General features: G+C 57.6%; 25 protein-coding genes. 10 read left to right on the top strand and 15 right to left on the bottom strand.

The features are described from left to right. Positions 1 to 24 precede the first annotated feature (24 nt). From ACR0BI_RS16850 to ACR0BI_RS16835, 4 genes are all read right to left on the bottom strand, one after another. Positions 25 to 2310, bottom strand: coding sequence for a glycosyl hydrolase family 28-related protein (locus tag ACR0BI_RS16850; RefSeq protein ID WP_480563038.1), 2286 nt, complete (start codon positions 2308 to 2310; stop codon positions 25 to 27). A gap of 136 nt (positions 2311 to 2446) precedes the next feature. Further along, positions 2447 to 2848: a DUF4864 domain-containing protein gene (locus ACR0BI_RS16845; protein WP_480563039.1), complete on the bottom strand. Its 402-nt coding sequence runs from the start codon at positions 2846 to 2848 to the stop codon at positions 2447 to 2449. Positions 2849 to 2886: 38 nt separating this feature from the next. Next, complete coding sequence (locus ACR0BI_RS16840) at positions 2887 to 4470, bottom strand: lysine--tRNA ligase (RefSeq protein WP_480563040.1); 1584 nt, start codon at positions 4468 to 4470, stop codon at positions 2887 to 2889. Positions 4471 to 4706: 236 nt separating this feature from the next. Further along, positions 4707 to 5585 carry a LysR substrate-binding domain-containing protein gene (locus tag ACR0BI_RS16835; protein ID WP_480563041.1) on the bottom strand — a complete coding sequence of 293 codons (879 nt, stop codon included), beginning with the start codon at positions 5583 to 5585 and terminating at the stop codon, positions 4707 to 4709. A 118-nt stretch (positions 5586 to 5703) separates the two neighbouring features. On the opposite strand from ACR0BI_RS16835, the gene ACR0BI_RS16830 reads away from it, so the two are divergent. Next, positions 5704 to 6453 (top strand): SDR family oxidoreductase, encoded by a 750-nt coding sequence (locus ACR0BI_RS16830; protein ID WP_480563042.1) that lies wholly within the window; start codon positions 5704 to 5706, stop codon positions 6451 to 6453. A 93-nt stretch (positions 6454 to 6546) separates the two neighbouring features. Here the strand turns inward: ACR0BI_RS16830 and ACR0BI_RS16825 are convergent, their stop codons facing one another. Next, complete coding sequence (locus tag ACR0BI_RS16825) at positions 6547 to 8121, bottom strand: arylsulfatase (RefSeq protein WP_480563043.1); 1575 nt, start codon at positions 8119 to 8121, stop codon at positions 6547 to 6549. Positions 8122 to 8278: 157 nt separating this feature from the next. On the opposite strand from ACR0BI_RS16825, the gene ACR0BI_RS16820 reads away from it, so the two are divergent. Both ACR0BI_RS16820 and ACR0BI_RS16815 read left to right on the top strand, forming a co-directional pair. Then, positions 8279 to 9178: a LysR family transcriptional regulator gene (locus tag ACR0BI_RS16820; protein ID WP_170408274.1), complete on the top strand. Its 900-nt coding sequence runs from the start codon at positions 8279 to 8281 to the stop codon at positions 9176 to 9178. A 325-nt stretch (positions 9179 to 9503) separates the two neighbouring features. Beyond that, positions 9504 to 9926, top strand: a complete 423-nt coding sequence (locus tag ACR0BI_RS16815) for a tellurite resistance TerB family protein (RefSeq protein WP_170395941.1) — start codon at positions 9504 to 9506, stop codon at positions 9924 to 9926. On the opposite strand, the gene dacB is transcribed toward ACR0BI_RS16815, so the two are convergent. From dacB to ACR0BI_RS16800, 3 genes are all read right to left on the bottom strand, one after another. Continuing rightward, the gene (gene dacB, locus ACR0BI_RS16810) at positions 9923 to 11401 is read right to left on the bottom strand and encodes a D-alanyl-D-alanine carboxypeptidase/D-alanyl-D-alanine endopeptidase (RefSeq protein ID WP_480563044.1); all 1479 of its coding nucleotides are present in this window, start codon (positions 11399 to 11401) and stop codon (positions 9923 to 9925) included. The genes ACR0BI_RS16815 and dacB overlap by 4 nt on opposite strands. Before the next feature lie 67 nt (positions 11402 to 11468). Further along, positions 11469 to 12089 carry a nicotinate-nucleotide adenylyltransferase gene (locus tag ACR0BI_RS16805; protein WP_480563045.1) on the bottom strand — a complete coding sequence of 207 codons (621 nt, stop codon included), beginning with the start codon at positions 12087 to 12089 and terminating at the stop codon, positions 11469 to 11471. A 32-nt stretch (positions 12090 to 12121) separates the two neighbouring features. Further along, complete coding sequence (locus ACR0BI_RS16800) at positions 12122 to 12592, bottom strand: MOSC domain-containing protein (protein ID WP_223117574.1); 471 nt, start codon at positions 12590 to 12592, stop codon at positions 12122 to 12124. 138 nt (positions 12593 to 12730) lie between these two features. On the opposite strand from ACR0BI_RS16800, the gene ettA reads away from it, so the two are divergent. Continuing rightward, positions 12731 to 14398 carry an energy-dependent translational throttle protein EttA gene (ettA, locus tag ACR0BI_RS16795; protein WP_480563046.1) on the top strand — a complete coding sequence of 556 codons (1668 nt, stop codon included), beginning with the start codon at positions 12731 to 12733 and terminating at the stop codon, positions 14396 to 14398. A 214-nt stretch (positions 14399 to 14612) separates the two neighbouring features. After that, a complete protein-coding gene (locus ACR0BI_RS16790) occupies positions 14613 to 14972 on the top strand; it encodes a hypothetical protein (protein WP_480878836.1) in 360 nt (119 codons plus the stop codon). A 130-nt stretch (positions 14973 to 15102) separates the two neighbouring features. Here ACR0BI_RS16790 and ACR0BI_RS16785 read toward each other — a convergent pair whose 3' ends face one another. Together ACR0BI_RS16785 and ACR0BI_RS16780 are read right to left on the bottom strand one after the other, a co-directional pair. Then, positions 15103 to 15378: a transposase gene (locus ACR0BI_RS16785; protein WP_480563048.1), complete on the bottom strand. Its 276-nt coding sequence runs from the start codon at positions 15376 to 15378 to the stop codon at positions 15103 to 15105. Between the two features lie 3 nt (positions 15379 to 15381). After that, on the bottom strand, positions 15382 to 15966 hold the full coding sequence (locus ACR0BI_RS16780) for an REP-associated tyrosine transposase (RefSeq protein ID WP_480563049.1): 585 nt from the start codon (positions 15964 to 15966) through the stop codon (positions 15382 to 15384). Between the two features lie 327 nt (positions 15967 to 16293). On the opposite strand from ACR0BI_RS16780, the gene ACR0BI_RS16775 reads away from it, so the two are divergent. Together ACR0BI_RS16775 and ACR0BI_RS16770 are read left to right on the top strand one after the other, a co-directional pair. After that, positions 16294 to 16500 (top strand): cold-shock protein, encoded by a 207-nt coding sequence (locus ACR0BI_RS16775; protein WP_010442474.1) that lies wholly within the window; start codon positions 16294 to 16296, stop codon positions 16498 to 16500. A 168-nt stretch (positions 16501 to 16668) separates the two neighbouring features. Further along, positions 16669 to 17223 (top strand): L,D-transpeptidase, encoded by a 555-nt coding sequence (locus tag ACR0BI_RS16770; protein ID WP_170395928.1) that lies wholly within the window; start codon positions 16669 to 16671, stop codon positions 17221 to 17223. Here the strand turns inward: ACR0BI_RS16770 and ACR0BI_RS16765 are convergent. Together ACR0BI_RS16765 and ACR0BI_RS16760 are read right to left on the bottom strand one after the other, a co-directional pair. Then, complete coding sequence (locus ACR0BI_RS16765) at positions 17220 to 17834, bottom strand: SOS response-associated peptidase (protein WP_480563050.1); 615 nt, start codon at positions 17832 to 17834, stop codon at positions 17220 to 17222. The two genes, ACR0BI_RS16770 and ACR0BI_RS16765, sit on opposite strands and share 4 nt — an antisense overlap. 9 nt (positions 17835 to 17843) lie before the next feature. Continuing rightward, a complete protein-coding gene (locus ACR0BI_RS16760) occupies positions 17844 to 18464 on the bottom strand; it encodes an arylesterase (RefSeq protein WP_480563062.1) in 621 nt (206 codons plus the stop codon). A 69-nt stretch (positions 18465 to 18533) separates the two neighbouring features. Between ACR0BI_RS16760 and ACR0BI_RS16755 the strand changes: the two genes are divergently transcribed. Continuing rightward, a complete protein-coding gene (locus ACR0BI_RS16755; protein ID WP_170395925.1) occupies positions 18534 to 19229 on the top strand; it encodes an ATP-binding cassette domain-containing protein in 696 nt (231 codons plus the stop codon). Continuing rightward, positions 19226 to 21754, top strand: a complete 2529-nt coding sequence (locus ACR0BI_RS16750; RefSeq protein WP_480563051.1) for an ABC transporter permease — start codon at positions 19226 to 19228, stop codon at positions 21752 to 21754. Before ACR0BI_RS16755 ends, ACR0BI_RS16750 begins: the two co-directional genes overlap by 4 nt. A 2-nt stretch (positions 21755 to 21756) precedes the next feature. Here the strand turns inward: ACR0BI_RS16750 and ACR0BI_RS16745 are convergent, their stop codons facing one another. After that, a complete protein-coding gene (locus ACR0BI_RS16745) occupies positions 21757 to 22203 on the bottom strand; it encodes an RrF2 family transcriptional regulator (RefSeq protein ID WP_480563052.1) in 447 nt (148 codons plus the stop codon). Positions 22204 to 22297: 94 nt separating this feature from the next. Here ACR0BI_RS16745 and ACR0BI_RS16740 point away from each other — a divergent pair, with 94 nt between their 5' ends. Further along, positions 22298 to 22909, top strand: coding sequence for a gamma-glutamylcyclotransferase family protein (locus ACR0BI_RS16740; RefSeq protein ID WP_170514025.1), 612 nt, complete (start codon positions 22298 to 22300; stop codon positions 22907 to 22909). A gap of 15 nt (positions 22910 to 22924) precedes the next feature. Here the strand turns inward: ACR0BI_RS16740 and gltX are convergent, their stop codons facing one another. Then, on the bottom strand, positions 22925 to 24250 hold the full coding sequence (gene gltX / locus ACR0BI_RS16735; RefSeq protein ID WP_480563053.1) for a glutamate--tRNA ligase: 1326 nt from the start codon (positions 24248 to 24250) through the stop codon (positions 22925 to 22927). A 60-nt stretch (positions 24251 to 24310) separates the two neighbouring features. Continuing rightward, the gene (locus ACR0BI_RS16730) at positions 24311 to 24745 is read right to left on the bottom strand and encodes a DUF1801 domain-containing protein (protein WP_170636847.1); all 435 of its coding nucleotides are present in this window, start codon (positions 24743 to 24745) and stop codon (positions 24311 to 24313) included. Positions 24746 to 24807 lie beyond the last annotated feature (62 nt).

Raw genomic sequence — 24807 nt, 5'->3', positions numbered from 1 at the left:
CATTCAGGCGGCCCACCACATCAATCAGGTATCAATCCGCAGAATGGTCGAAACCGCACCACGCAAGCTTTCGGACCAGCGCAGGCGGATATCGCTCTGGCCCGATCCCTGTCGCAACTCGACATATGGCGCGGTATAGCGCACCGCATTCAACGATGTCCTGAGGCTTCCCAGGGCAACAACCGCATCACACCCGCGCGCCCTGCCCCCGAACGGCAATTGGCCCTGCGAACTGACGGTCCAGGCTGATGACGGTGAGCTTTGCGTGTGCTGCAGCCGCAATGGATTGGCGCAAGGCGTATCGATGCCGTGGAACGTATTGTTCTCGAAACACACCCTCTTGTGCCTTTCCGGATCAAGATCGGCAAAACTGGTATCGACCCGGTCCACTCGGTCGATCCGCACGTTGTTGACGCGGAACTTGTTGCCGGTGACGGTCAGCCCGTTCAAGAAATGCCCCGTGCCATGGGGGCGGATCACCAGATAGCTGAACCAGGGGGCAACATCGCTGGCATAAAAGATGTTATCCGTGATGCTCAGCGCGCTGAACGAGAAGCTGGTGAAATAATCCGGGTTGGCATCGTGCTCGTTGGTCCATTCGATAAAACAGTTATCGACATAGTTCTCGGCGATGGACGAACTGTTATAGCCGCCGATGATCACCAACCCAGCGTTGCGCACCCCGTTCGCGACGTTGTCGCCCTGGAAGAAGTGGTTGCCCAGCACCAGATTGTTGTCCCCACTTAGCACCGCGAAATGATGGAACCGCGTGGCCCGGTTGTGGCGCAGCTTGACGTCGTTGGCATTGGCATTCAGCGCGATTGAGCTTCGGTCCGGCACGTCCAGACTTTCCTCGGTCGATAGGAACTGACAGCCATCGATCAGCATCCCCTGACATCCGCGCCCGATTGATGTGATACCCCGGTCCTTCGGGCGACTGATGAAACAGTCTTTCAGTACAAAAGTGTTCCCGCCCGGAGACAACCGGATCGCGCTGCACCGACCGTTACACTGGAACTCGATCCCTTCCATGTTGAACTTCTGCAGCGCACTGAAACCGCTGAAATCTAGCAGGTACTTGAACGATGTGAAGGTGAAGGTCTGCGTCCCTGCGGCATCATAAGTCGGCGCACTCAGCGTGATTTCACCGGTGCTTTCGTTTTTCGACCGCACATAAACCTCACGCCCGACCCCGCTGCCGGTGACCAGCGAACCCACCGGTATATTCGCCACATTGGCCACGTTGGTCAGCGTATCAGGATCAGACGGGCTGTAGGTCGCAACCGAGGTGAAGGTTTCGGTATCCCAATTCGAGCTGCTTTTCACATCAAACTGCCCGTTGCGCACCACTCGACGGGTGGCATAACCCGTCCGGTTCGGCACCGCTGCCGCCATATCGATGGGCTCGGTCACCGCGATCTTGCGCCCGCCCAGATCCAGCGATTCATGGTCCGAGCTGTTCAGCAACGCCTGAAACGCCTTTTTAAACGCCAGCATTTCATCACCAAAGGCGGTGATATAGGTCGGCAGATCGAAATTCTTGGTCAGCAGCAACATCTTGTCGACCGGCATCGTGACGGTGCCGTCAAATGCGACCTCGGACGCCATGTTAGTGTTCTCTTCCAGCCGGAACTCACCTTGCGGAATATAAACCTTGCGCCCGTTCGCTGCCTGATCCGCCGCCTCAAACGCTGCCGAGTCATCGGTGACCCCGTCACCCACAGCGCCGAAATCGCGCACGTCGACCAGACCAATCAAATCGCGCAGGAAGACCGAGGTCACATCGGTGATCTCGATATCATCCACCCGCACCACCGCGCCGTTGGTGCCTTCGATATCCAAACCAAAGTGTCCATAAAGCGCCGCATTGCCCCATGGCATGTCCACGCCGGGGCGCAGGCCCGTGCCCACGATGGCCGTCACCTCATGCACGGTGCCATAGCCGGTCAGCTGCACCGCCGGACCCTGCTCGGCCAATCCGTCCACATGCGCATCACCGGCTCCTCCGGCCCAGCCGGCAATCCGCACCTCGGGAAGCGGCCCGCTGATCGCCTTCACCCGCGCCTTGATCTGCAAATAGCAGCCCGGCAACAAAGGTGTCTGCCCCATATAGCGCAGCCGCTGAGGTTCTGCCGTCTTATAAATCTCCAGACAGCCTGCGAAATCCGCATCCGCCGGAACGAACACCCCCGTCCCCGACCCCTCATAGGTCGGAGAGCCCGGCGTGCCGTCGCCACTGGACCAAACCCCAAGACCAGCCGCATAGGCGGGCGGCATGAACACGATGCCGTCGGTGATTGCCTTGTTCATGTAAAATCCCTTTCCCAATCGCGCCAAGCACGCGCGCCAAAACCCGATACCGCCCGAGCCCTGAGCCCAAGCGCATGGGTCTGAGTATCGAAAAGGAATTAATCGCGGCTCTTACCACCGTGACGGTGGTGTTGCCTCAGGCCGCCGGGTCGGAGTTGCCCAGCAACTGTACACCGTTGATCTTCCAGCCGTTTTCCTGCCGGATCATCTGGTAGTCCAGCAGATGCACCCGTCCGTCACCATCAGTGATCATGACCTTCTGCCACAGGGCTCCGCCAATCTCGCGCAGCTCCAGAAACCTCACATCCGCAGGCCGCCAGACCATAGGATAGCCGCGGCGCACCATGATCCCGAAATTCTCGGGATCGCCGAACAGCCGCTGGATATTGGGGCTGGCAAAGGTGAAGGCGGTGGCAAAGTCATCCGCCTTGAACGCCTGAATCTGCGCCGAGATATTGGCCTCAATCTCGTCACTCTGAGCAAAAGCTCCGGATGCCAGTCCGGCACTCAGGGATACAGCAAGCAATAGTCGACGCATGGGGCCACCTCCTGATGCAAGGGTAGCCCCACACTGGATCAGGTCAAATCAGACAATTCCCCGGCCAGCGCCTTGTCGATCAGAGCAATCGTCTCTGGCACGCCATAAAGCGCGATGAACCCACCAAACCGAGGCCCTTGCGACGCCCCCAACAGCACTTCGTAAAGTGCCGTGAACCAGCCGCGCATCGGATCGAACCGCTCACGCCCGATGGAATAGACCACCGATTGCAGTGCCTCGTCTTCCATCGGCCCGTCATAGGCTTCCAAGGCCGCCCTCAATGCTTCCAGCGCCTCACGCTCCTGATCCGTCGGCTCGCGATGCTGGCGCGTCGGCTTGACGAAATCGTTGAAGTACCTCACTGCAAAGCCCGCCGCCTGATCCAGATCGGGATGGGTCTCGGCAGTGGCCTCGGGCGCATAACGGCGGATAAATCCCCACAGCGCCTCCTTGTCCTCGGCCCCAGACACGGACGCCAGGTTCAACAGCATCGCAAACGGAACCATCAGGGTGCATTCCGGAACGTCGCCACCATGGATATGCCAGACGGGATTATTCAGCTGAGCCTTCAGGTCCTGTCCCGGATAGGCCCGCAACTGTTGATGATATTCATCATACGCCTTTGGGATCACATCGAAATGCATCCGCTTCGCGGTCTTGGGCTTTTGATACATGAAATAGGCCAGCGACTCGGTGGGCGCATAGGTCAGCCATTCATCGATCGAAACACCATTGCCCGACGACTTCGAAATCTTCTGGCCGTTCTCATCGAGGAACAGTTCATACGAGAAATGCTCAGGCGCACGACCTCCCAAAGCCCGGCAGATCGCGTCATAGATCTTCTCGTTGGTGGCATGTTCCTTGCCATACATTTCGAAATCAACGCCCAAAGCGGCCCAGCGCGCGCCAAAATCAGGCTTCCACTGCAGCTTCACATTGCCGCCAGTCACGGGCAGCGTCCATTCCTTGCCATCCTCGTCATCGAAGGTGACAGTGTAGGTATCGGCGCAAACCTTCTTCATCGGCACATACAGAACCCGCCCGGTCTCGGGATGGATCGGCAGGAAGATCGAGTAGGTCTGCTGACGTTCTTCGCGCAGGCTTTTCAGCATGATGGCCATCACGTCGTCATACTTCTCAACGGCGCGCTTCAGGATCTCGTCGAACTGGCCCGAGCGGTAAAACTCGCGCGCCGAATAGAACTCATACTCGAACCCGAAAGTATCGAGGAACCGGCGCAGCATCGCATTGTTATGCTCACCAAAGCTGTCATATTCACCAAACGGGTCCGGCACCGAGGTCAGCGGACATTGCAGATAATCCTGCAGCGCCTCGGGGTTCGGCACATTGCTGGGCACTTTCCGCATCCCATCCAGATCGTCCGAGAAACAGATCAGCTTGGTCGGGATATCCGACAGCGCCTCAAACGCGCGCTTGACCATCGTGGTCCTCGCGACCTCACCAAAGGTGCCGATATGCGGCAGACCTGAGGGGCCATAGCCCGTCTCAAACAGCACATATCCCTTTTCCGGAGCGCCCTGCTTATACCGTTTGAGCAACCGCCGCGCCTCTTCAAACGGCCACGCCTTGGACGTCATCGCGGTTTCACGCAGGTCAGACATTTGGATACTCCATCGGGAAACGTGCCAGACACCCCATGCGCCCGGACCGGCCCCTGTTATTGTGCAGGTGCAGTATGAGTCAATAAAGGGTGGTGATTTTCATGCCTCTATGAGCATGAACAGCGTGCAATCCATATCTGGTCTTGGTTACAAGTGTCCGCAGCACGGGGCATTGCGGCATTCTGAAAAACGTAGTCTGTTGATCGCTCTCGCGGATTTGCAAGCAAGGCAAAAGATTAAATCGACATAAGCCATTTCCTGAAAATTCTCACGGTGACCCGTTCCTGATCGCCGGGGCGGCAGACGAAGTAGAGCCCCCGATCCAATGGAACCCGGCTTTCATCGAGGCGGATCAAGCGACCAAGTTCCAAATCCCTCTCCGCCAAGAGATGTCTTGCCAACGCTACACCTTGCCCGTCAATCGCAGCCTCCAACAGAACCGCGCTGTCCACGTACTTGATGCTCTGCGAATTGATCCGGTCAGCGCCCAGCCCGACCTGCGCAGCCCAGCTTTCCCACCCGACGTTGTAGGCATCATGCAAGAGTGGAAGATCAGCCACATTCTCGGCAGGCATCGGCAGTCGGGTTTTACCAACAAGGGATGGCGCTGCTACAACAATCAGGTCCTCTTGTCTTATCTGCTCATGATAGAGCCCGTCCCAACCGGGTTCCCCGAACCGCAGGGCGACATCGACCTCAGACGCATCAAAATCCGCAAATCGATCATTTGTGTCCAGCAGCAACGCGATACCCGGATGTTCTTGCTGAAATGAACTGAGCAACGGGACAAGCCATTTAAGCGCCAGCGATGTTGACAACGACACCGTAATCGACTGGCGGTGATGCAGCCGCTTCACCTCCATCACGCCCAGTTGCAACGCCGAAAATGCCCCGCGCGTCGATTGATGCAGAAGCTCCCCGGCACTGGTCAGTTCAACCCCATTTGGGCGGCGATGAAAAAGCGTTACGCCAAGATGCAGTTCCAGCAGCTTAATTTGCCGACTGATCGCCCCGTGGGTGACGTTCAGAACATCCGCTGCCTTGGTCAGGCTGGAGTGGGTTGCGGTTTCATCAAAGGCCTGAAGGGCACGTAGATGTCTAAGGTTCTCCGGCATGTGAGAAAACCTAACAGCATTGCCCCAAAAACTCGATAGGTCTGCTTTGTTTCCGGCAGTTACACTGACCACAGATCAATAAACCTCACACACTGTGCGCCCAAAGAAAGGACACACCATGCCTGATACCAAAGTTGCTTTGATGACAGGTGCAGGACAGGGAATTGGCCGGGGTTGTGCCATTGAAATGGCGAAAGCCGGCTATAAGGTTTCGCTTATGTCTCCGTCCAACCGCTCGGTTGAATTGGCTGAGGAACTTGAGGGCATTGGCCGTCGCGGCTCTGTATTAGATGTCGATGATTTGCAAGCGATGGTCGACGACACCATGAGCAAATATGGACGGATTGATGCAATCGTCAGTAATATGGGTCACGGTGGAACGGTGCCTGAAGCCATCAAAACCGTCGGTTTCGATCCTGACTTTGACGGACCGCTTTTGGAACTCAGCGACGAGTTATGGCACGAAAGTCTGGACATGTATGTGCTAAATGTCGTCAAGATCGCCCGTATCGTCACGCCCATTCTGATCGAACAAGGCGGTGGTGCATTCGTTAATATCTCATCCATGAACACAATCGAGCCACGTGCGCCCTATCCCATGAGCATGCTGCGTGGAGCATTGCATAGTTTCTCAAAGCTTTACGGGGACCGATATGCACGGCACAATATTCGCATGAACAACCTGCTGCCGGGGTTCTGCGAGAACGTGAACCTGTCCGAACAAGCTCGCCGGGAAATCCCCGCTCAGCGGCCCGCAACGTTCGAAGAAATTGGGCAGGCTTGCGTGTTTCTCGCCAGCGATGCAGCCCGGTATATCAACGGTCAGAGTATACTGTCCGACGGCGGGATGAACCGGGCGGTGCGATAGCAAAGAGGCGGTGAAGCGTGATTTTCGCGGCCCTCGATGAAATCCTTGACACAGATCGGGAGGCAACAGGTGATGCCTCCCGAGGTTTGTTTTCTACTGCGACATCCCACCTTCGGTCGATATCTGCTCTTCGACATGGCCCTGGTTGGTTATGTCCGACCCCCGCGGAGGATAGTCAATGAAGGTAGACAGGTGGTTTTGGACGAATTTAGCAGCAGGGCCAAAGGCCCACATTTTGTTGCCCATCCAACGGGTATACATCCCCGACTCCTCAGCTGCCTTTTCATAGGGATCGCGGCGCAGGTTGAACAGCAGGGGCGCGTTCAGTTCCTCTTTTGGACCTGCCCATCCTTCGGTTTGTATCGTGAAATGTGCTTTCCAATCACCATGGCGTACAGCTTGCAGGTCCGGACCTTCGTAGTAGATAATCTCGTCCCGGTTGCTCTCACCCTCGCCAGTCAGGAAAGGCAGTTGGTTGTAACCATCCAGATGCACCTGATAGCCCTCATAGCCCTTCAGTAGTGATCCAGGCAGATCGTCAGGTCCTCCGGCGGCGGCGACGAGGGTAGGCATCCAATCAAGACCGGCAAAAATACCGTTGCTTACGGTCCCGGCGGAAACTCTTCCGGGCCAGCGAATGATAGCAGGAACGCGGAAGCCGCCTTCCCATGTCGTACCTTTTTCGCCTCGGAACGGTGTTGTTCCACCATCAGGCCAAGTCATGGTTTCGGGGCCGTTATCCGAGGTGAAGACTACAATAGTGTTGTCCGAGATGCCAAGTTCGTCCAGACGGGCCATGACCTTGCCCACGTTGTCGTCAAGCTCTTTCATTACGACATCCTGCAAACCGCGCCCGTCGCCCAGCATTGCCTCGTATTCGGGGCTCAGATGTGTCCAGACATGCGCTCGGGCCGTGGCCATCCAGACAAAGAAGGGCGTGTCGCTATCGACCGCGCGGTTGATGAAGTCCAGAGTATGGGCCGTCACCTCATCGTCGAGCGTTTTTTGCCGTTCAGGCGGAGCTGGGCCATCGTCTATTATACGCTGCTTTCCAACCAGCCCCCAGCGTGGATCTACGGTTTCATCAATTGTATCAGTGGCATAGGCGTGGATGATGTTCCGTGGGCCAAATGTGTCGTTGAATTTCTGATCTTTGGGCCAATCGGGGTCAGAGGTGTATTCCATCGCATTCAGGTGGTAGAGCCAGCCCCAATATTCATCGAAACCTTTCACAGTTGGCAGAAACTTGTTCATATCGCCCAAGTGATTTTTGCCGAATTGCCCGGTGGTGTAGCCTAGAGATTTAAGGATGTTTGCCAGAGTAGGGTCTTTTTCATTCAGACCTTTTTCCGGATCTCCGGGCAGCCCGACTGTGTGCATCCCCGTCCGAACTGGCAATTGTCCGGTGATAAAGGCAGATCGCCCTGCGGTGCAGCTTGGCTGTGCATAGTAGTCCGTAAGGCGCATACCATCCGCAGCAAGCTGGTCAAGGTTGGGGGTTTTGATACTTTTCACACCCTGATGATAGCTGCCCAGACTGGCCCAGCCGACATCGTCGGCCATGATGACAAGGATATTGGGCTGGTCGGTTTCGGCCAAAACTGGCAGGGCACAGACCGAAGCTGTAGCCAGCGTGGCGGAAACCACAATAGATCGAAAAATGAACATTTTTACCTCTGCGAACGTAGAAGACGATACCGGTGAAGGGAATATCGAAAGTCCGATCAGGGATAGCGGTCGAAACTTTCGCGTCGCAACAGAGCTTTACCGGAATTTCATATTGTGAAATCTAAAGAGCAAAACCTGAAATGTGTTTGACGGCATGATGAACGAAAACTCTTTGACCGCTTTTCTTACATTGGCTGAAATCGGCAGTTTCCAAAATGCTGCCCGTGCGATGGGTGTGTCCAACGCATCATTGTCCCGCTATGTCGGGCAGGCCGAGGACTATACGGGGCTTGTTTTGTTTCATCGAAGCCGAAACAACAGCACTCTGACACGCGCAGGGCAGGAGTTCTTGCCAATCGCCCAGGCGCTGCGCGAAGACCTGAACCAGTATGCAACGCGCGTGGCCGCTTTGCGCGAAACCGGGCCGGGCACTTTGCTGATCGGTTGCGGGCCTCTGACCACGAGAACCCTGATCCTGCCCGCCCTGCGATCAGTGCGGCAAGTGATGCCTGATCTTCGTTTCCGAATTCTGGTAAGCGCCTACGCACGACCGCTTGATTTGTTGCAGGCGGGAAAGTTCGACATGTTCCTGGGTGACCTGACCTACACACCCGAAGCTGACAACGTCGAGATTATGGTGATGGAGAAACAACAAATCCAGTTTGTGGCACATCGCGACCATGAGATTCATCAGCGTGGCCCGCAAACGATGGCAGGCATATTCGATTTTCCCTTTGCATCTCCGCATCTCCACAAACACTGGAAAGCCGCTTTGACAAAAGCACTTGGTGGCGGTGCTGAAGCCGTCGAAAAGGTGAATGCACAGCCGCATATCGAATGCGACGACTACAACCTCCTGACCGGATTGTTGGCAGAACCGGACTACATCGTGGGAGGGATGGCGGACACATTTGCGGATCTGATCCATGCAAAGACGGTGAAACCCGTGTCTATGGCACAGAACCTTACGTGGAACATCTGCGCAGCGCGTAAGTCACAGAACACTTCGGATGCTGTAGAATTATTCTGGAGTGAGCTTGCTAAATATCGGGCATGACCGGCGTTGCAAGGCATAGAAAAACGCCCAACTGAAACGCTTTAAATCTCATGCCTAGTCGTTTCCGTGCAGTCAATTAACTTGGCGAAGTTCTGCTTTAAAATGCTGACAGCGAAAGCCCAAAATGCTTGGTTCGCGACGCGCAGCACATGCAAAGAATAGAAGCCTGGTCGACGGCAGGTATAAGCTCTCAACGGACGTTTACATCACAGCCGAAATCACCCACCCTCACCGATCGCATTCATTGCACCCCAAAACTACCAGTTGAACCTCCTTGCACCCGCTCCTATCGTGCGGCAACAAACGTTTCATTCAGGACGACACCATGACCGAGCAAACCCCACACCCGATGTCCCCGCAGGATTGCCTTGTGGCGATCATGGTGGCGATTTCCGCCTCGGACGAGAACATCCGAACCGCAGAGCTGGTCAAGATTGAAGGCGCGGTCAACATGCTGCCGGTGTTTGCAGGCTACGACATCGACCGAACCCGCCGCGTCTCGCAGATCGTGTTTGATTTGTTTGAGCAGGTGGACGGGCTGGATGCCCTGTTCGGACTGATCCGTGACAACCTGCCCGAACGCCTGAACGAAACCGCCTACGCGCTGGCCTGTGATGTCGCCGCCGCTGACGGCACTCTGGCCGAAACCGAACTGCGCCTGCTGGAAGAAATCCGGTACGAGCTGAGCATCGACCGCCTGCACGCTGCCGCTATCGAACGCGGGGCACGGGCGCGGCATACGACCTAGCTGCCGTAGAGCGTACCCCACCGCTCAATCAGATTGCGCTGCAAAGTGCGAGACCGTCGGTTCCAGGCCCGCGCGCCGTTCGGGCGCTCGCGCGACGCACGCGGGATCGTGGCGCGGTGCGCGGTGTCGGCGGTGAAGATTGCAAACGCCAGATCCACTCCATCTGCCGTTGTCATGTAACCGCCAAGACCCGAGACGAAGTTCAAAGTACCCGTTTTTGCGTCGACCTTGATCGGATGATCCTTGACCGGCTGCCCGTTTTTGTCGGCCAGCGTAAAGGACCGAAGCAACGGCCGCAGCTCCTCTGATTGCCCCGCCGCCACCAGCGTATTGACCAGACCGGAGGGGGCCATACGTGAGGAACCGCTAAGTCCGGAATGATCTACCATCGCGATCCCATCTGCGCCAAAACGCTCTGCCGCCCACAGGTTCATTTCTGCGGCCGAGTCCTCAAGGCTCTGCGGCGCAACCCCGCGCGCCTTGGTGGCCGCCAAACCCACCATTTCGGCGGTTATATTGGTCGAATATCTCAGCATCCCCTTCAGGATGCTTTCCAACGGATCGCTCTGATGCACCACCAGTTCGGTCCCTTGCGGTGCTTGCCGCGTCACCTGCACCCGGCCCAGCACGATCCCATTCACGCGTGCCAGCGTGCGGAACACATCTCCGGCATAAAGCGCAGGCTTGCGTACCGGCAGCCAGCGTGCCCCGCCATTGCCTAGCGCGCCTTTGGCCACGGTCCAGCGATCCTGCCGCGCGCTTGGCTGATAGGTGTAGATCGGCAGGCTGCGGTTCTCGACCCGCATTGATGCCATATCCACCGACGGCCTGTAACTTGCGCTGCGCGCATCCATGGTCACGTCATAGCCGGTGCCCTCGCGTTTCCACTCGAAATGCACACGGTTGAAATTCAGGGAAATCCCGCTGATCGACGGGCTATAGCCCAGATGATCCGGCTGCCCCGGATCAATGCTGAAGACGTAGGGCAGCGCACCATCATAGACCTTGAACGCGCCCTTCACCTCGGTGATCCCGGCCTTGCGCAGATTGGCTGCCATTGTGGCCAGCGCGTCTGTATCCAGCAGCGGATCACCGCCACCCGCAAGGATCAGGTCGCCTTTCAGAATGCCATTCTCGACCGGTCCATCCGCGATCAAGCGCGTTTCGAACCGATACTCCGGACCCAGCACATCCAGCGCATAAAGCGCGGTCAGCGCCTTGGCGACGCTGGCTGGTGGTAGGCTTTGGCCCTCGCCGAACACCTCCAGCGGCGTTCCGGTTTCCACGTCGGCCACGGCGAAAACAACCTCGCCCTTCAGCCCCGCTGCCTGAACCAGTCGCTCGGCCCCGCTGGGCTGCGGGCCACGCAGCACAGGGCGCAGAGACACCGAAGGCGCCTCGGCCAGACCTGCGCCCGGAACCAGAGACGCCCCTAATCCACCCAGAAACAAACGACGCGAAATTCGATCGACCATGGGTCTATTAGAATCCCAGAGCTTAAATGCAGACAATCACTTGATTAAGATTATGCGCCAAGTGGAGTCATTCGGGCAACACCCCATCGCTCCAATTCCCGCGATTGCGCAACTCGGTCGAACTGACGTCAACCATCGGCACGTTCACAAAACACCACGCCGGAGCCTCCGCCCGCCCCAGCAAATGCCGCGCCTGCCCGTCGATACGGTACTTGGCATAAAGCCGAGCCGCCGGAGACATCCGCGCCGAGATCCGATCCCCCGGCCGCGCCACGACGCCCACAGGCACGCTGTCCATGATCTGCCGCCAGTCCTTCCAGCGATGAAACTGCGCCAGATTGTCCGCGCCCATCAGCCAGACGAACCGAACCTGAGGATAAAGCCGCCGCAGCGCCGCCAGTGTATCCGCCGTCGCTCGCGTCCCCGTCAGCGCCTCAATATCCGTCACATCAACGCGCGGATGCTGCATCACGTCCCGCGCCGCCGCAACCCGCCGCGCCAAAGGCGCAGGCCCCCGCTCCTTCAACGGATTGCCCGGCGACACCAGCCACCACACCCGATCCAGCCCGAACGCCTTCATCGCTTCGCGCGTCACATGCACATGACCTTGATGCGGAGGATCAAATGACCCTCCGAACAACCCCACGACCTGCCCGGGCCCCGCATATGGAATGGTACTGCGTTCCATCCTCTGCTGATGTTCAGAACTGAGAGGTGTTGTCAATCAATCGGCTGCACCACATCGCCAAGCCTGACTTGCCCCGGTTGCACTACTTCGGCACACCATCCCCCATGCCCCCGCACAGCAGAATAGCCGCCTTTGCCCAACGCCTCCTCCATCCGACTGCACGGAGCGCAGATCACGGTAAAGCGCAAAACGGCCTCCCCGACCTGCACCTCCCGCCCCTTTAGCGCCGCCAGATTGATTCCCGAAACCACCAGATTGCGCCGCAGGATCTCAGGCTTAACCGATCCTTGCCCCAGATAAGAGCCAATCGCCGCCAGATGTTCCTGCTGGATCAAAGTCACCGCCCGCTTGCCCGCCCGGCTGCGGTCGCCGTCGAGCCCATCGGCTGATACCCAAACCTCGTTGCGCCCATCCATTTCCGCTCTGCGGCCGGGACGTAAACCGATCCATGTCACCCGGCCCGGTTGCGCCCAACCGGCAATCAGTTCCGCAAGTTCTGCCAAAACCCCACCACTCCTTGTCGTGTTGGTTCTACCGGATCAAACGACCACAGAAAATTCACAATACCACCAGCTTGCCCCGCCCGCTCGCCTCGGATATCCAGCGTTCCAACTTGATTTCCCCGACCCAGAGGACGCGACATGGCCGCCTATCAATATGTCTACCACATGCAGGGTGTCTCCAAGACCTATCCCGGTGGCAAAAAGTGCTTTGAAAACATCCACCTCAGCTTTCTGCCCGGCGTGAAAATCGGTGTCGTCGGCGTCAACGGCGCAGGTAAATCGACGCTGATGAAGATCATGGCGGGCCTCGACACGGACTTCACCGGTGAGGCATGGGCGGCCGAGGGCGCCAAGGTCGGCTATCTGCCGCAGGAACCTCAGCTGGATGAATCGCTGACCGTCCGCGAAAACGTCATGCTGGGCGTGGCCGCGAAAAAGGCCAAGGTCGACCGCTTCAACGAAATCGCCATGGAGATCGCCGAGAACTACTCGGATGAGCTGATGGAGGAAATGACCACCCTGCAGGACGCGATCGACGCGGAAAACCTGTGGGACCTCGACAGTCAGATCGATGTCTCGATGGAAGCGCTGCGCTGCCCGCCAGACGATGCAAACATCGCCAACCTTTCGGGCGGTGAGAAACGCCGTGTGGCGCTTTGCAAGCTGCTGCTGGAAGCGCCCGACATGCTGCTGCTCGACGAACCGACCAACCACCTGGACGCCGAGACCATCGCGTGGCTGCAACAGCACCTGATCGACTACAAAGGCACCATCCTGATCGTCACCCACGACCGCTATTTCCTGGATGATATCACCGGCTGGATCCTCGAACTCGACCGCGGCCGCGGCATTCCTTACGAGGGCAACTATTCCGCATGGCTGGAACAAAAAGCCAAACGGCTGGAACAGGAAGCGCGCGAAGACAAGTCCAAGCAGAAGACCCTGCAACGCGAGCTGGAATGGATGCGTCAGGGCCAAAAGGCCCGTCAGGCCAAATCCAAGGCCCGGATCAACGCCTATAACGAACTGGCAGACCAGTCCGAACGCGAAAAGCTGACCCGCGCCCAGATCGTCATCCCCAATGGCCAGCGCCTTGGTGGCAAGGTGATCGAGGTCGAGGGCCTGTCAAAACACATGGGCGACAAGCAACTGATCGAAGGGCTGGACTTTGCCCTGCCCCCCGGCGGCATCGTCGGCGTAATCGGCCCCAACGGTGCGGGTAAATCGACCCTGTTCAAGATGCTCACCGGTCAGGAACAGCCCGACAGCGGCACCATCACGCTGGGAGACACGGTCGAGCTGTCTTATGTCGACCAGTCCCGCGACGACCTGAAAGACAATGACACCGTGTGGGAGGCGATCACCGGCGGCGCCGAGATCATCCAACTGGGTGACGCGCAGGTCAATTCCCGCGCCTATTGCTCGTCTTTCAACTTCAAGGGCGGCGACCAGCAGAAAAAGGTCTCGCTACTCTCAGGCGGTGAACGCAACCGCGTCCACATGGCCCGCCTGCTGAAAGAGGGCGGCAACGTCCTGCTGCTCGACGAACCGACCAACGACCTTGACGTTGAAACCCTGCGCGCACTGGAAGACGCGCTGGTCGATTTCGCCGGCTGCGCCGTGGTGATCTCCCACGACCGCTTCTTCCTTGACCGGATTTGCACGCATATTCTGGCCTTCGAGGGCGACGCCCAAGTGGAATGGTTCGAGGGCAACTTCGAGGATTACGAAGAAGACAAAAAACGCCGTCTGGGACCGGACGCGCTGGAGCCCAAGCGGTTGAAGCATAAGAAGTTTGCGCGGTGATTAGATGAGATTATTTGTTTCATAGCGCTCCGATTTGCCCGCTTCGATCAGGCAAATCCGACCTTTGTTAACTGCAACTGGTGCGTGCAATCGCTCGCCCAAAAAATATCTACAAGGAATAGCTAAGATGCTTATAGGATTTTCACGGGTTGTGAGCGTAATCGCATTGATAGCGACTGGTAGCAACGTCTCAGCGGGACCGGCGACCGAGAAGATGGCTGATTGTCTTGTTAAGCAGAGCACCGGTCAAGATCGAATTGAATTGGTTCGATGGATGGTTCTCGGCTATTCGAAACACCCTGACGTTGCACCAGTTATTACAGCACAACAAGGCTTTGGCGAGGAGGTGCAGAATAATGTAGCTGATGTTTTTTCAAAACTGCTTTTAGAACACTGCAACGAAGAAACTCGCGCAGCGCTAAAACAAGAAGGCCAACTTGCGATGGAAAATGCATTTGAAGCTTTCGGGAGAATCGCAGCACTTGAACTGGCACAAAACAGAGCTGTTAATGAGTACCTAACCGGATTCGCCCAATACTTAGACCAAGTCAAGATTGCTGAACTCTACGAATAAGCAAGCGTAGGATGGGTGCTCGCACCCATCACTCACTCCACGATCATACTCGAACACCCGCTCGATCTGTTCCCGCGCACCAATCCACTTCCAAACTCCAACCTATCAAATGATGGGGTAAAACCCCATCCTACGGCTCTCCGAACGTGCCGCCGGTGACCACACCGCTCCACTGCGGATCAACCCGACCCGCACGAATATCGCGGTGGATTGACGAATACGGCCAATCGGTCGGGCGCTCGACCAACCCGTGCTTCACCGGATTCCCCCAACAATACGCCATATGATTGCGGTAATCCTGTTCGTCCCGAATGGTGTGCTCCCAAAATCGGCGTAGCCAAATAGGCGCTTCGCGTTTGTCGGCCCGTAGGCCGGGCTTCAGCAAGCGTAGGATGGGTGCTCGCACCCATCACTCCTCAATTCTCCAATATCCCACCACATAAATTGATGGGTGAAACCACCCATCCCACGCTTCCCCAAACGCTCCTTCGGTGACAACGCCACTCCATTCCGGATCAACCCGGCCTGCGCGGATATCACGATAAATCGACGAATACGGCCAATCGGTTGGATGCTCCACCAACCCATGTTTGACCGGATTGCCCCAACAATAAACCACATGATTGCGGTAATCTCGTTCGTCCCGAATGGTGTGCTCCCAAAATCGGCGTTGCCAAATCCCGCGTTCCTGTTTGACAACCTTGGACTCGCTTCGCGGACAGAATTCTCCGACGGCACGCACAAATCGGCTTTTGATTAACCGCCACCGCGTCGAATAATCCGCATCCCCTGGCGGCAAGGTCCACACCGCGTGCAAATGATCCGGCAACACAACAAACGCATCGCACCAGAACGGCCGCTCCCTCTGGGTCACTGCAAAGGCGGCCCGCAAATGCGCCACCTCTCGCACCAGCAAATCCGACGACCGGTCGGCCAAAGACACTGTGAAAAAATACTTGGCTCCGGGAATGCGGACGCGTCGATAATCGCTCATGCTGTAACTTGATCATGACGAGGGTTAACGGATTCTGAATGCCACTCCGACGCGCCAGATAAATAACCGGACCTTATCAAAGCTCTGCTAACTAATAACCAGAACCATCGGCGGATTTTTGTACAAGACGGACGATTCCGCCTCAAACCCTTGTACAATCCATACAATCCGCCCTTGCCACACCGTCTGACCGATGCCATATCCAAGAGGCTTACGTTTTTCTATTTCGACCTACTGTCTCCTTCTACGGCGCTCAGTCTATCGATACAGACAACGACGCCGGGCTGCCGCATCCACGTGGGCAGCACTAAACAGGAGACAACGGATATGCCCGCAGGCACCGTAAAATGGTTCAACACCACCAAAGGCTACGGCTTTATCGCACCCGAAGATGGCGGCAAAGACATCTTCGTACACATCTCGGCAGTCGAGCGTTCGGGCCTCACCGGTCTGGCCGACAACCAGAAAGTCACGTACGAGCTGCGCGCTGGTCGTGACGGCCGCGAAAGCGCCGACAATATCGAACTGGCCTAAGCCGTTCAAAGGGCGGGATTTTTCCCGCCCCACTCCGCTATGCCCTCGTTGATTGTGTGGCATAGGGAATACATCACAATCGGGTTATTCCTCCCCGGTGATTGACCAAATCCGCTATCATTTCAAAACTAGCGTTATGATTTCTTTGGTCATTTGAGGGATGTCACCATGTTCACACGCCGCGTATTTCTGGCCGGTACTGCCGTCAGCCTGCTTCCGGGCGTTGTCAGCGCCAAGAAAGCGGTCGAGTATGATCCCACGCCACAATTCGTGCGGGTCAAAAAGCAATTCCTACCCGGTCAGCTGCTGGTCGTTCCCCGTTCCTTCTACCTTTATTACATAACCGAACCCCGCAAAGCGATCCGCTATGGCTGCGGCGTCGGCAAAGCCGGACTGGAGTTTACAGGAACCGCAACTATCGACGTAAAGAAGGAATGGCCCACCTGGCGACCGACCGATGAGATGATCGAACGCGACCCGGTGGCCTATGGTCGGTTCAAGGACAACGACTATGTCCAACCCGGAGGGAGCGATAATCCACTGGGCGCGCGCGCTTTGTATCTGTTCCAAAACGGAGTCGACACCTATTTCCGCATCCATGGCACCACACAACCGCAAACCATCGGTCGCGCGGCCTCGAACGGCTGCATACGGATGCTGAATGAGCATGTAATCGATCTGTACAACCGGGTGCCGATTGGAACCGTGGTGACCGTGGTCTAAGCCGCCGACCAATCCACATCGTCGGCTTGTTCAATCCTCAGGCGACCTTCTGGCCATGGGCGCATCAGCTTCTGCGCCTCTTCTTCGGATCCATGTAACCAGCAATCCACATCCTGCGACCCCAGCAACACACCCATACGGTGGTGGATCGGCTTTACATCGGCATTTGGCTCGCAGGTGACTGCGGCGACCTGATCCACACGCTGCCCACCAGGGGCCTCCCAACAATCCGTAATTGCAGCAAATAATAGCGATATGCCATCCTTCGCTGCGATACGCCATGCAGTTTTGCGCCGTTTCTCTCCGGTCCACTCGTACCAGCCATCAACTGGTATAACTGCGCGCCCAACACCTTCGAATGCGCTTTTGTCAAAAACCGTTTCAGAGCGAGCGTTGATAATGGTCTCCATCACCGGACGTCCGCGCGCATTGACCCTGCCGACCGGGATCATCCCCCAACGCATCATCTTCAAGCCTTCACCGGTCAATACCGTCACCTCCTGACCCGGTTGAATGTTCCTGCGCGGGGGTTGAGGCCCTACGTTATCTTTCACGTTCAGGAACTTAGCAATCTCGCCAATTGGTCGTGTGAGAAAAAACCGGCCTGGCATAGGACCCTCCTAATCGGCAGCGCGCTCCGCTAAAGCCAGTACAAAAGGTCCCAGCGCGTCAACGATCAGCGCAACGCCTTGGGCATTTGGATGGATACCATCAGATTGCATGAACTGGCGCGCGGCTGCAGGATCGTTCTCGGTCGTGAGCCCGTCAAAGAAGCTTTCCGCATAGATCGCGCCATACTGCTGCGCCAGTTCCGGATACATGGCATCGAAACTTTGCTTGTAGTCCGTCCCATAGTTCCCGGGGGCTTGCATGCCGATCAGCAGAACTTTGACATTCGCAGCGTCAGCGGTGTTCAGGATTGCCTCAAGATTGGCGCGCGACACATCCGGATCGATACCGCGTAACAGATCATTGCCGCCGAGGGCTACAATCATGGCATCGACCTCTGGCGTCAGAGTCCAATCAACGCGGGAGGCTCCTCCTGCGGTCGTATCCCCGGAAACACCGGCGTTGATAAGCTGAATATCCGCCCCTTCCTCCTGCAACCAGCGTTGCAGTTGCGGCACAAACCCGTCTTGTTGCGGAAGTCCATATCCTTGTGTCAGGGAATCTCCGAGCGCCGCAATCACCACCGGCTCAGCCGTCGCGGCAAATCCGCAACAGATGAACACGCCTGACATCAAACCCTTGCGCAGCTTCTGTATCGCGCCATATCCCAATGGACTGTACCCCTCTTGATGGCCTGATCGATGACGACACCCGTTCTCACCCTCCAAGATGCCGCATTATCGCTGGATGGCAATGCCGGAAGAGTGGATATCCTGCACGACATCACTTTGACTGTGAGCAAGGGTGAAACTCTGGGGCTGATCGGTCCCTCTGGTTCCGGAAAGTCTTCGCTACTGATGCTAATGGGCGGCTTAGAACAGGCGACCGGTGGACGCGTTACCGCATTGGGCCAAGATTTGACGAAAATGAGCGAGGATGCGCTGGCACGGTTCAGAAGAGATGCCATGGGCGTAGTGTTTCAGAATTTCCACTTGATTCCGACGATGACCGCGCTTGAGAACGTGGCGACCCCGTTAGAACTCGCGGGACACAAAGATGCATTCCAGCGCGCCGCGGCCGAGTTGGAGGCCGTGGGCCTTTCACATCGTATCGATCACTACCCGGCGCAGTTGTCAGGCGGCGAGCAACAGCGTGTGGCGCTGGCCCGCGCTTCGGCCCCGCGCCCGCATATATTACTGGCAGATGAACCAACGGGAAATCTGGATGAAACCAACGGTTCAGCAATCATTGATCTGTTATTCGGACTGCGGGACCGTCACGGGGCAACTCTGGTACTGGTCACGCACAGCCATACGCTGGCTCAGAAATGCGACCGCGTTGTGCGCTTGCGCGATGGGCGTATCGCCGAGGAATCCCAGCGTGAGGCCGCCGAATGAGCCTGCGTCTGGCCGGTCGCCTGGCCCGGCGCGAACTGCGCGGTGGGTTGCGCGGGTTTCGGGTGTTTCTGGCCTGCCTGGCTTTGGGTGTTGCAGCAATTGCTGCGGTTGGCATGGTGCGCCAAGCCATTCAGACCGGATTGCAACAAGAGGGCGCGTCGCTCTTAGGCGGCGATGCCCAGCTGGAGTTCACCTATCGCTTTGCAAACGATGAGGAACGTGACTGGATGGCGGACACCGCGCAAGCAGTGTCGGAGGTCGTCGATTTCAGGTCCATGGCCGTCACGGGTGATGGCGCAGGCGCGCAACGGGCGTTAACTCAGGTGAAGGCCGTGGACGGGGCCTATCCGCTGTTGGGATCGGTGGCTCTGGAACCCGCAGTTTCTTTGCCCGAGGCCTTGGCGGGCGCCAATGGTCTGCCCGGCGCCGTGATGGCTCCGTCCCTGATTGACCGCCTGAACCTTGCGATTGGGGACCAATTTGATCTCGGCACGCAGAGGTTCGTTTTGATGGCCTCGCTGGAACACGAACCGGATGGTGCGGCAGATGGGTTCTCGCTGGGACCGCGCACGTTGGTTCGAACCGAGGATTTGCAATCATCGGGCCTGCTGGCTCCGGGTACTTTGTTTTCCACCAAATACAGGATGAACTTGCCGCAAACCGCCGAGTTGGAGGCGCTGTCGCAGCAGGCCAGGCAGGCCTTCGAGGGAACCGGCATGCGCTGGACTGATGCCCGCAATGGTGCGCCGGGGATATCCGAGTTTGTAGGGCGCCTCAGCGCGTTTCTGGTGCTGGTTGGTCTATCCGGATTGGCGGTTGGGGGGATCGGCGTATCGGCTGCCGTGCGCGCTTACCTGTCCCAGAAAACGGAAACCATTGCGACATTGCGGACTTTGGGCGCTGATCGGGCCACAATCTTTCAGACATACATGATCCAGATCGCCGTTCTTTCAGGCGTTGGTATCGTCATGGGTTTGACCCTGGGCGCGGCGCTTCCAATGTTGCTGGCACCGGTTATCGAAACCCAACTGCCGATCCCTGCTGTATTCTCGCTATATCCGCAGCCCCTGTTCGAGGCCGCACTTTATGGTGTGCTAACCGCGTTCCTGTTTACGCTTTGGCCTCTGGCCAGAACCGAGGAGGTGCGTGCGGCAACATTGTTCCGGGATGCGCTGACTTCGGCAAGCAGCTTCCCGCGCTTGATCTATGTAATTGCGACTGCAATTGGCCTGGCCGTACTGATCGGAGCCGCCGCTTGGTTCAGCGGTTCAACCCGGTTGACCCTCTGGACAAGCGCAGGTCTGGCGGGGGCGCTCACTTTGCTGACCCTTTCTGCCATTGCCATTCGCAAATTGGCCCGCGCGGGCGCTCCTTGGGCCAGAGGGCGTCCAGCCCTGCGGTGGGCGTTGTCCGCAATCTCTGACCCACGCGAAGGCGCAGCATCGGTGGTCCTGTCCCTTGGGCTCGGCCTTTCGGTCCTTGCGGCGGTGGGGCAGATCGACGGCACGCTACGCAATGCGATTTCGGGCAACTTGCCCGAGGTCGCACCCTCGTATTTCTTCGTCGATATCCAGAAGGATCAGATGCCCGGGTTCAGCGAACGTCTCGACACCGACCCTGCCGTCAGTCGGGTAGAAAGCGCTCCGATGCTGCGTGGGATCATTACCAAAATCAATGGGCGACCCGCGCGCGAGATTGCAGGCGATCACTGGGTTCTGGACGGCGACCGGGGCGTAACCTACTCTGCCCGCCCCCCACGGAATGCCCGCGTGACTGACGGGGTTTGGTGGCCAGAGGACTACAGCGGCCCACCGCAAGTCAGCTTTGCCGCAGAAGAGGCCGACGAGATGGGCCTGAAACTTGGCGATGAGCTGACCGTTAATATCCTGGCCCGCGATATCACAGCTGAACTCACATCGCTGCGCGAGGTTGATTTCTCTACTGCAGGAATGGGTTTTGTCATGTCGATGAACCCCTCTGCTTTGGCTGGTGCCCCGCATAGCTTCATCGCTACCGTCTACGCCGAAGAACAGGCCGAGGCCGCCATTCTGCGTGATTTGGCCGGTCAATTCCCCAACATCACGGCAGTCCGGGTCAGAGACGCCATCGACCGGGTATCAGGCCTGCTGGCAGGGCTTGCGGCAGCCACGTCATATGGCGCAGGGGTTTCCCTGTTGACCGGGTTTTTAGTGTTGATCGGTGCGGCGGCAGCGGGCGAACCGGCGCGTAGGTACGAGGCAGCGATCCTCAAGACTCTGGGTGCCAACCGTGGGCGCATATTGCGCAGCTTTGCCCTGCGGGCAATCCTTTTGGGAGCAGCCGCAGGTTGCGTTGCTTTGCTGACCGGAATTCTGGGCGGTCGGGCCGTGGCTACTTATATATTCGACACAGAGTTCGCGGTCATCTGGCCATCCGCGCTTGGGATCGTCATCGCCGGTGTTGGCGTTACCTTAGGCGCGGGGATGGTCTTTGCCCTGCGCCCGCTTTCAGTACGCCCTGCGCGCATACTGCGCGCCAGCGACTGAGTTCAGCGCATACAAGCGACAGGCTGCAATATTTTCAGCAATTGGTCATTGTCGCACACCAACGCATCGAGCGTGATTTCGTCCAGCGACGCATAAAACACCTCAGCCGCATCCTGCAGCGCCAACCGGAGGCGGCAGGCATCGGTCAGTGGGCAGGTGTTGTCAGCATCCGCAAAACACTCGGCAATCGGCAACCCGCCTTCGACATGGCGAAACACGGACCCGACCCGGATCTGATCCGCCGGGCGCGCCAGGGTCATGCCGCCATTGCGGCCGCGTTGTGTGCTGAGATAGCCTAGCTGGCTCAGTTGGTTGATCACCTGTGCCAGATGGTTTTCTGAAATATTACAGACATCGGCGATCTCGGCCTTCGTGACCAGCCGTTCCTGATGTGCGGCGCAATACATCAAAACACGCACCGCGATATTCGTCCGTTTGGTAATCCGCATTAGGGCCTCCCGAATCTCAAGGTGAAGCTTTATTGCATGTCTCGTAAAAAGACTGTTTGACATACATCAATCGTCAAAGAAGGACGCGACCCGCATGGCAGACCCTTATTTCTTCGGCTATGGCAGCCTCGTGAACCTGTCGACGCATGATTTCCCCGACCCGCGCCCAGCGCGACTGAAAGGTTGGCGACGCGCATGGCGGCACACGGATCTGCGCCCGGTGGCGTTTTTGACCGCTGTGCCGGATGCTGATTCCGAGATCGATGGTATGATCGCCCATGTTCCTAAAAACGACTGGGCCGCGTTGGATGAAAGAGAATGGGCCTATGACCGCGTTCCAGCCACACGGTCGGTCACGCACACTCTGACGCAAGAGGTGGAAATCGCTGTCTACGCAGTCCCACATGATCGACACACCGCGCCCAGCAATCACCATCCCCTATTGCTCAGCTATATTGATGTTGTCGTGCAAGGGTATCTGCGGGCTTTTGGACCAGAGGGCGCCGATCGCTTCTTTGCAACAACCGATGGTTGGGATGCTCCGATTTTGAACGACCGCGCCGAGCCCCGTTATCCCCGTCACCAACAATTGAAGCAGGCCGAGACCGAATTCGTGGATGACCGCCTGCAACGCGTTTCGGCGCAAGTTTTGCGACCCGGAGAACAAAGAAAGGCAGGTGATTTACCTGCCTCCTTCGTATTCTAAGCACTGACCCTGAAGTCAGCCGCGAGCGCGGATCACCTGCAACAGCGGCAGCAAGGTCGCCATTTCGGGCCCGCGCTCCATCCCCGTCAGCGCTTTGCGCAGCGGCATGAACAGGCCTTTGCCCTTGCGGCCTGTAGCCTCTTTCACGGCCTTGGTCCATGTGCCCCAAGTTTCCCCATCGAATGGGCCTTCGGGCAGCAACGAGACAGCCTGAGCGATGAACTCACGGTCCTCGTCAGCGATCAGGGGTTCGGCCCCATCACGGCACAATTCCCACCATCCCTCGAGATCGCTCAGCGTGGTGATGTTTTCGCGCGCCATGGTCCAGAAAGGCTCGGCCAGTTCAGCAGGGACACCTGCTTCAGCAACGGCATCGGCCACATCGGTCAGCGGCAGCGATTGTAGATGCTTCGCAGTCAGCGGGAACAGGTCCTGCACGTCGAACTTGGTTGGGGCTGCACCGAAGCGTGTAACATCAAAGCCGTCGATCAACTCTGCCATATCCGAGCGCAGCTCAACCGGATCTGACGACCCCAGACGCGCCATCAGGCTCAGTAAGGCCATTGACTGCACACCCTGCTCTCGCAGATCGCGCAAGGCCAGAGTGCCCAAGCGTTTCGACAACGCCTCTCCCTGCGGGCCAGTCAGCAACGAGTGGTGCGCAAAACGCGGACAGGTCCCGCCCAAGGCCTCGATGATCTGAATCTGCGTTGCGGTGTTGGTGACATGGTCCGAGCCGCGCACGACATCGGTTACGCCCATCTCGGTGTCATCGACCACAGAGGCAATCGTATAGAGAACCTGACCATCGCCCCGGATCAGCACCGGGTCGGATACTGAAGCTGCATCGATCGAGATGTCGCCCAAAATGCCATCGTTCCATTCGATACGCTCGTGGTTCAGTTTGAACCGCCAGACGCCATTGCCACGCTCAACGCGCAGGGCTTCTTTCTCGGCATCGCTGAGGTTCAGCGCTGCACGGTCATAGACCGGCGGCTTGCCCATGTTCAGTTGCTTCTTGCGCTTGAGGTCGAGCTCGGTGGGCGTCTCGAACGCCTCGTAGAACCGGCCCATCTCGCGCAGCTTGTCGGCGGCCTCGGCGTAGCGGTCCAGACGCTCCGACTGTCGCTCAACCCGGTCCCAATGCAGGCCCAACCACTCCAGATCCTGCTTGATCGCGTCGACATATTCTTCCTTAGACCGCTCGGGATCGGTGTCATCAATGCGCAGAATGAACGTACCGCCAGCCTTGCGGGCGATCAGATAGTTCATCAGGGCGGTGCGCAGGTTGCCCACATGGATGTAACCGGTGGGCGACGGGGCAAAACGGGTCGTGGTCATGGAAGTCTCCTGTTGGCGCGGCTCATCTCACATGGGCGCGATTTTGTCCAGCAGGGGCTTTCAGGTCGGTTCAACCGGCCAAATGCCATCTAAGCGTTCGAGCCCGGCTTTGATGAGTTCACGAAGCACGTCGAGATCAATATCCGGTAGTTTATTCACATAGAGGCAGGATTTACCCAGCTTGTGCTTGCCCAGTCTCGATAAGATATCTCCGAAGTCAGCATACCCGGGCATGATGTAGATGGAATGCGCCGCCTTGCGCGGAGAGAACCCAGTTGCGAGAAAGTCGCCCTCGCGCCCTGACGCATAGCGATAATGATATCGACCATAGCCAATGATCGACGGGCCCCACATTACTGGCGCATAACCTGTGGTTTCACGAAACAGCCCGTCCAGCACGTGCGCCTCATCCGCCTTGCGGGTCGGCTGAATACTCGCCAGAAAATCAGCAACGTTTTGCCCTGTGGGTACAGTTTTATTCGCAGATCGCGGCATGAACAAAAATTAACACGTAATGTTCAACCACGCAGCCCATATAACAGTGCCATAGTATGGCC

The sequence above is a fragment of the Ruegeria sp. E5 genome, from assembly GCF_056534105.1.
Note: the sequence above shows the minus strand (reverse complement) of the source record. Positions and strands in the feature narration are given on the sequence as shown.

Coding starts and splice junctions, on each gene's coding strand:
- ACR0BI_RS16850 (WP_480563038.1), bottom strand. CDS start 2,310: ATGAACAAGGCAATCACCGACGGCATCGTGTTCATGCCGCCCGCCTAT.
- ACR0BI_RS16845 (WP_480563039.1), bottom strand. CDS start 2,848: ATGCGTCGACTATTGCTTGCTGTATCCCTGAGTGCCGGACTGGCATCC.
- ACR0BI_RS16840 (WP_480563040.1), bottom strand. CDS start 4,470: ATGTCTGACCTGCGTGAAACCGCGATGACGTCCAAGGCGTGGCCGTTT.
- ACR0BI_RS16835 (WP_480563041.1), bottom strand. CDS start 5,585: ATGCCGGAGAACCTTAGACATCTACGTGCCCTTCAGGCCTTTGATGAA.
- ACR0BI_RS16830 (WP_480563042.1), top strand. CDS start 5,704: ATGCCTGATACCAAAGTTGCTTTGATGACAGGTGCAGGACAGGGAATT.
- ACR0BI_RS16825 (WP_480563043.1), bottom strand. CDS start 8,121: ATGTTCATTTTTCGATCTATTGTGGTTTCCGCCACGCTGGCTACAGCT.
- ACR0BI_RS16820 (WP_170408274.1), top strand. CDS start 8,279: ATGAACGAAAACTCTTTGACCGCTTTTCTTACATTGGCTGAAATCGGC.
- ACR0BI_RS16815 (WP_170395941.1), top strand. CDS start 9,504: ATGACCGAGCAAACCCCACACCCGATGTCCCCGCAGGATTGCCTTGTG.
- dacB (WP_480563044.1), bottom strand. CDS start 11,401: ATGGTCGATCGAATTTCGCGTCGTTTGTTTCTGGGTGGATTAGGGGCG.
- ACR0BI_RS16805 (WP_480563045.1), bottom strand. CDS start 12,089: ATGGAACGCAGTACCATTCCATATGCGGGGCCCGGGCAGGTCGTGGGG.
- ettA (WP_480563046.1), top strand. CDS start 12,731: ATGGCCGCCTATCAATATGTCTACCACATGCAGGGTGTCTCCAAGACC.
- ACR0BI_RS16790 (WP_480878836.1), top strand. CDS start 14,613: ATGGCTGATTGTCTTGTTAAGCAGAGCACCGGTCAAGATCGAATTGAA.
- ACR0BI_RS16780 (WP_480563049.1), bottom strand. CDS start 15,966: ATGAGCGATTATCGACGCGTCCGCATTCCCGGAGCCAAGTATTTTTTC.
- ACR0BI_RS16775 (WP_010442474.1), top strand. CDS start 16,294: ATGCCCGCAGGCACCGTAAAATGGTTCAACACCACCAAAGGCTACGGC.
- ACR0BI_RS16770 (WP_170395928.1), top strand. CDS start 16,669: ATGTTCACACGCCGCGTATTTCTGGCCGGTACTGCCGTCAGCCTGCTT.
- ACR0BI_RS16765 (WP_480563050.1), bottom strand. CDS start 17,834: ATGCCAGGCCGGTTTTTTCTCACACGACCAATTGGCGAGATTGCTAAG.
- ACR0BI_RS16760 (WP_480563062.1), bottom strand. CDS start 18,464: ATGTCAGGCGTGTTCATCTGTTGCGGATTTGCCGCGACGGCTGAGCCG.
- ACR0BI_RS16755 (WP_170395925.1), top strand. CDS start 18,534: ATGACGACACCCGTTCTCACCCTCCAAGATGCCGCATTATCGCTGGAT.
- ACR0BI_RS16750 (WP_480563051.1), top strand. CDS start 19,226: ATGAGCCTGCGTCTGGCCGGTCGCCTGGCCCGGCGCGAACTGCGCGGT.
- ACR0BI_RS16745 (WP_480563052.1), bottom strand. CDS start 22,203: ATGCGGATTACCAAACGGACGAATATCGCGGTGCGTGTTTTGATGTAT.
- ACR0BI_RS16740 (WP_170514025.1), top strand. CDS start 22,298: ATGGCAGACCCTTATTTCTTCGGCTATGGCAGCCTCGTGAACCTGTCG.
- gltX (WP_480563053.1), bottom strand. CDS start 24,250: ATGACCACGACCCGTTTTGCCCCGTCGCCCACCGGTTACATCCATGTG.
- ACR0BI_RS16730 (WP_170636847.1), bottom strand. CDS start 24,745: ATGCCGCGATCTGCGAATAAAACTGTACCCACAGGGCAAAACGTTGCT.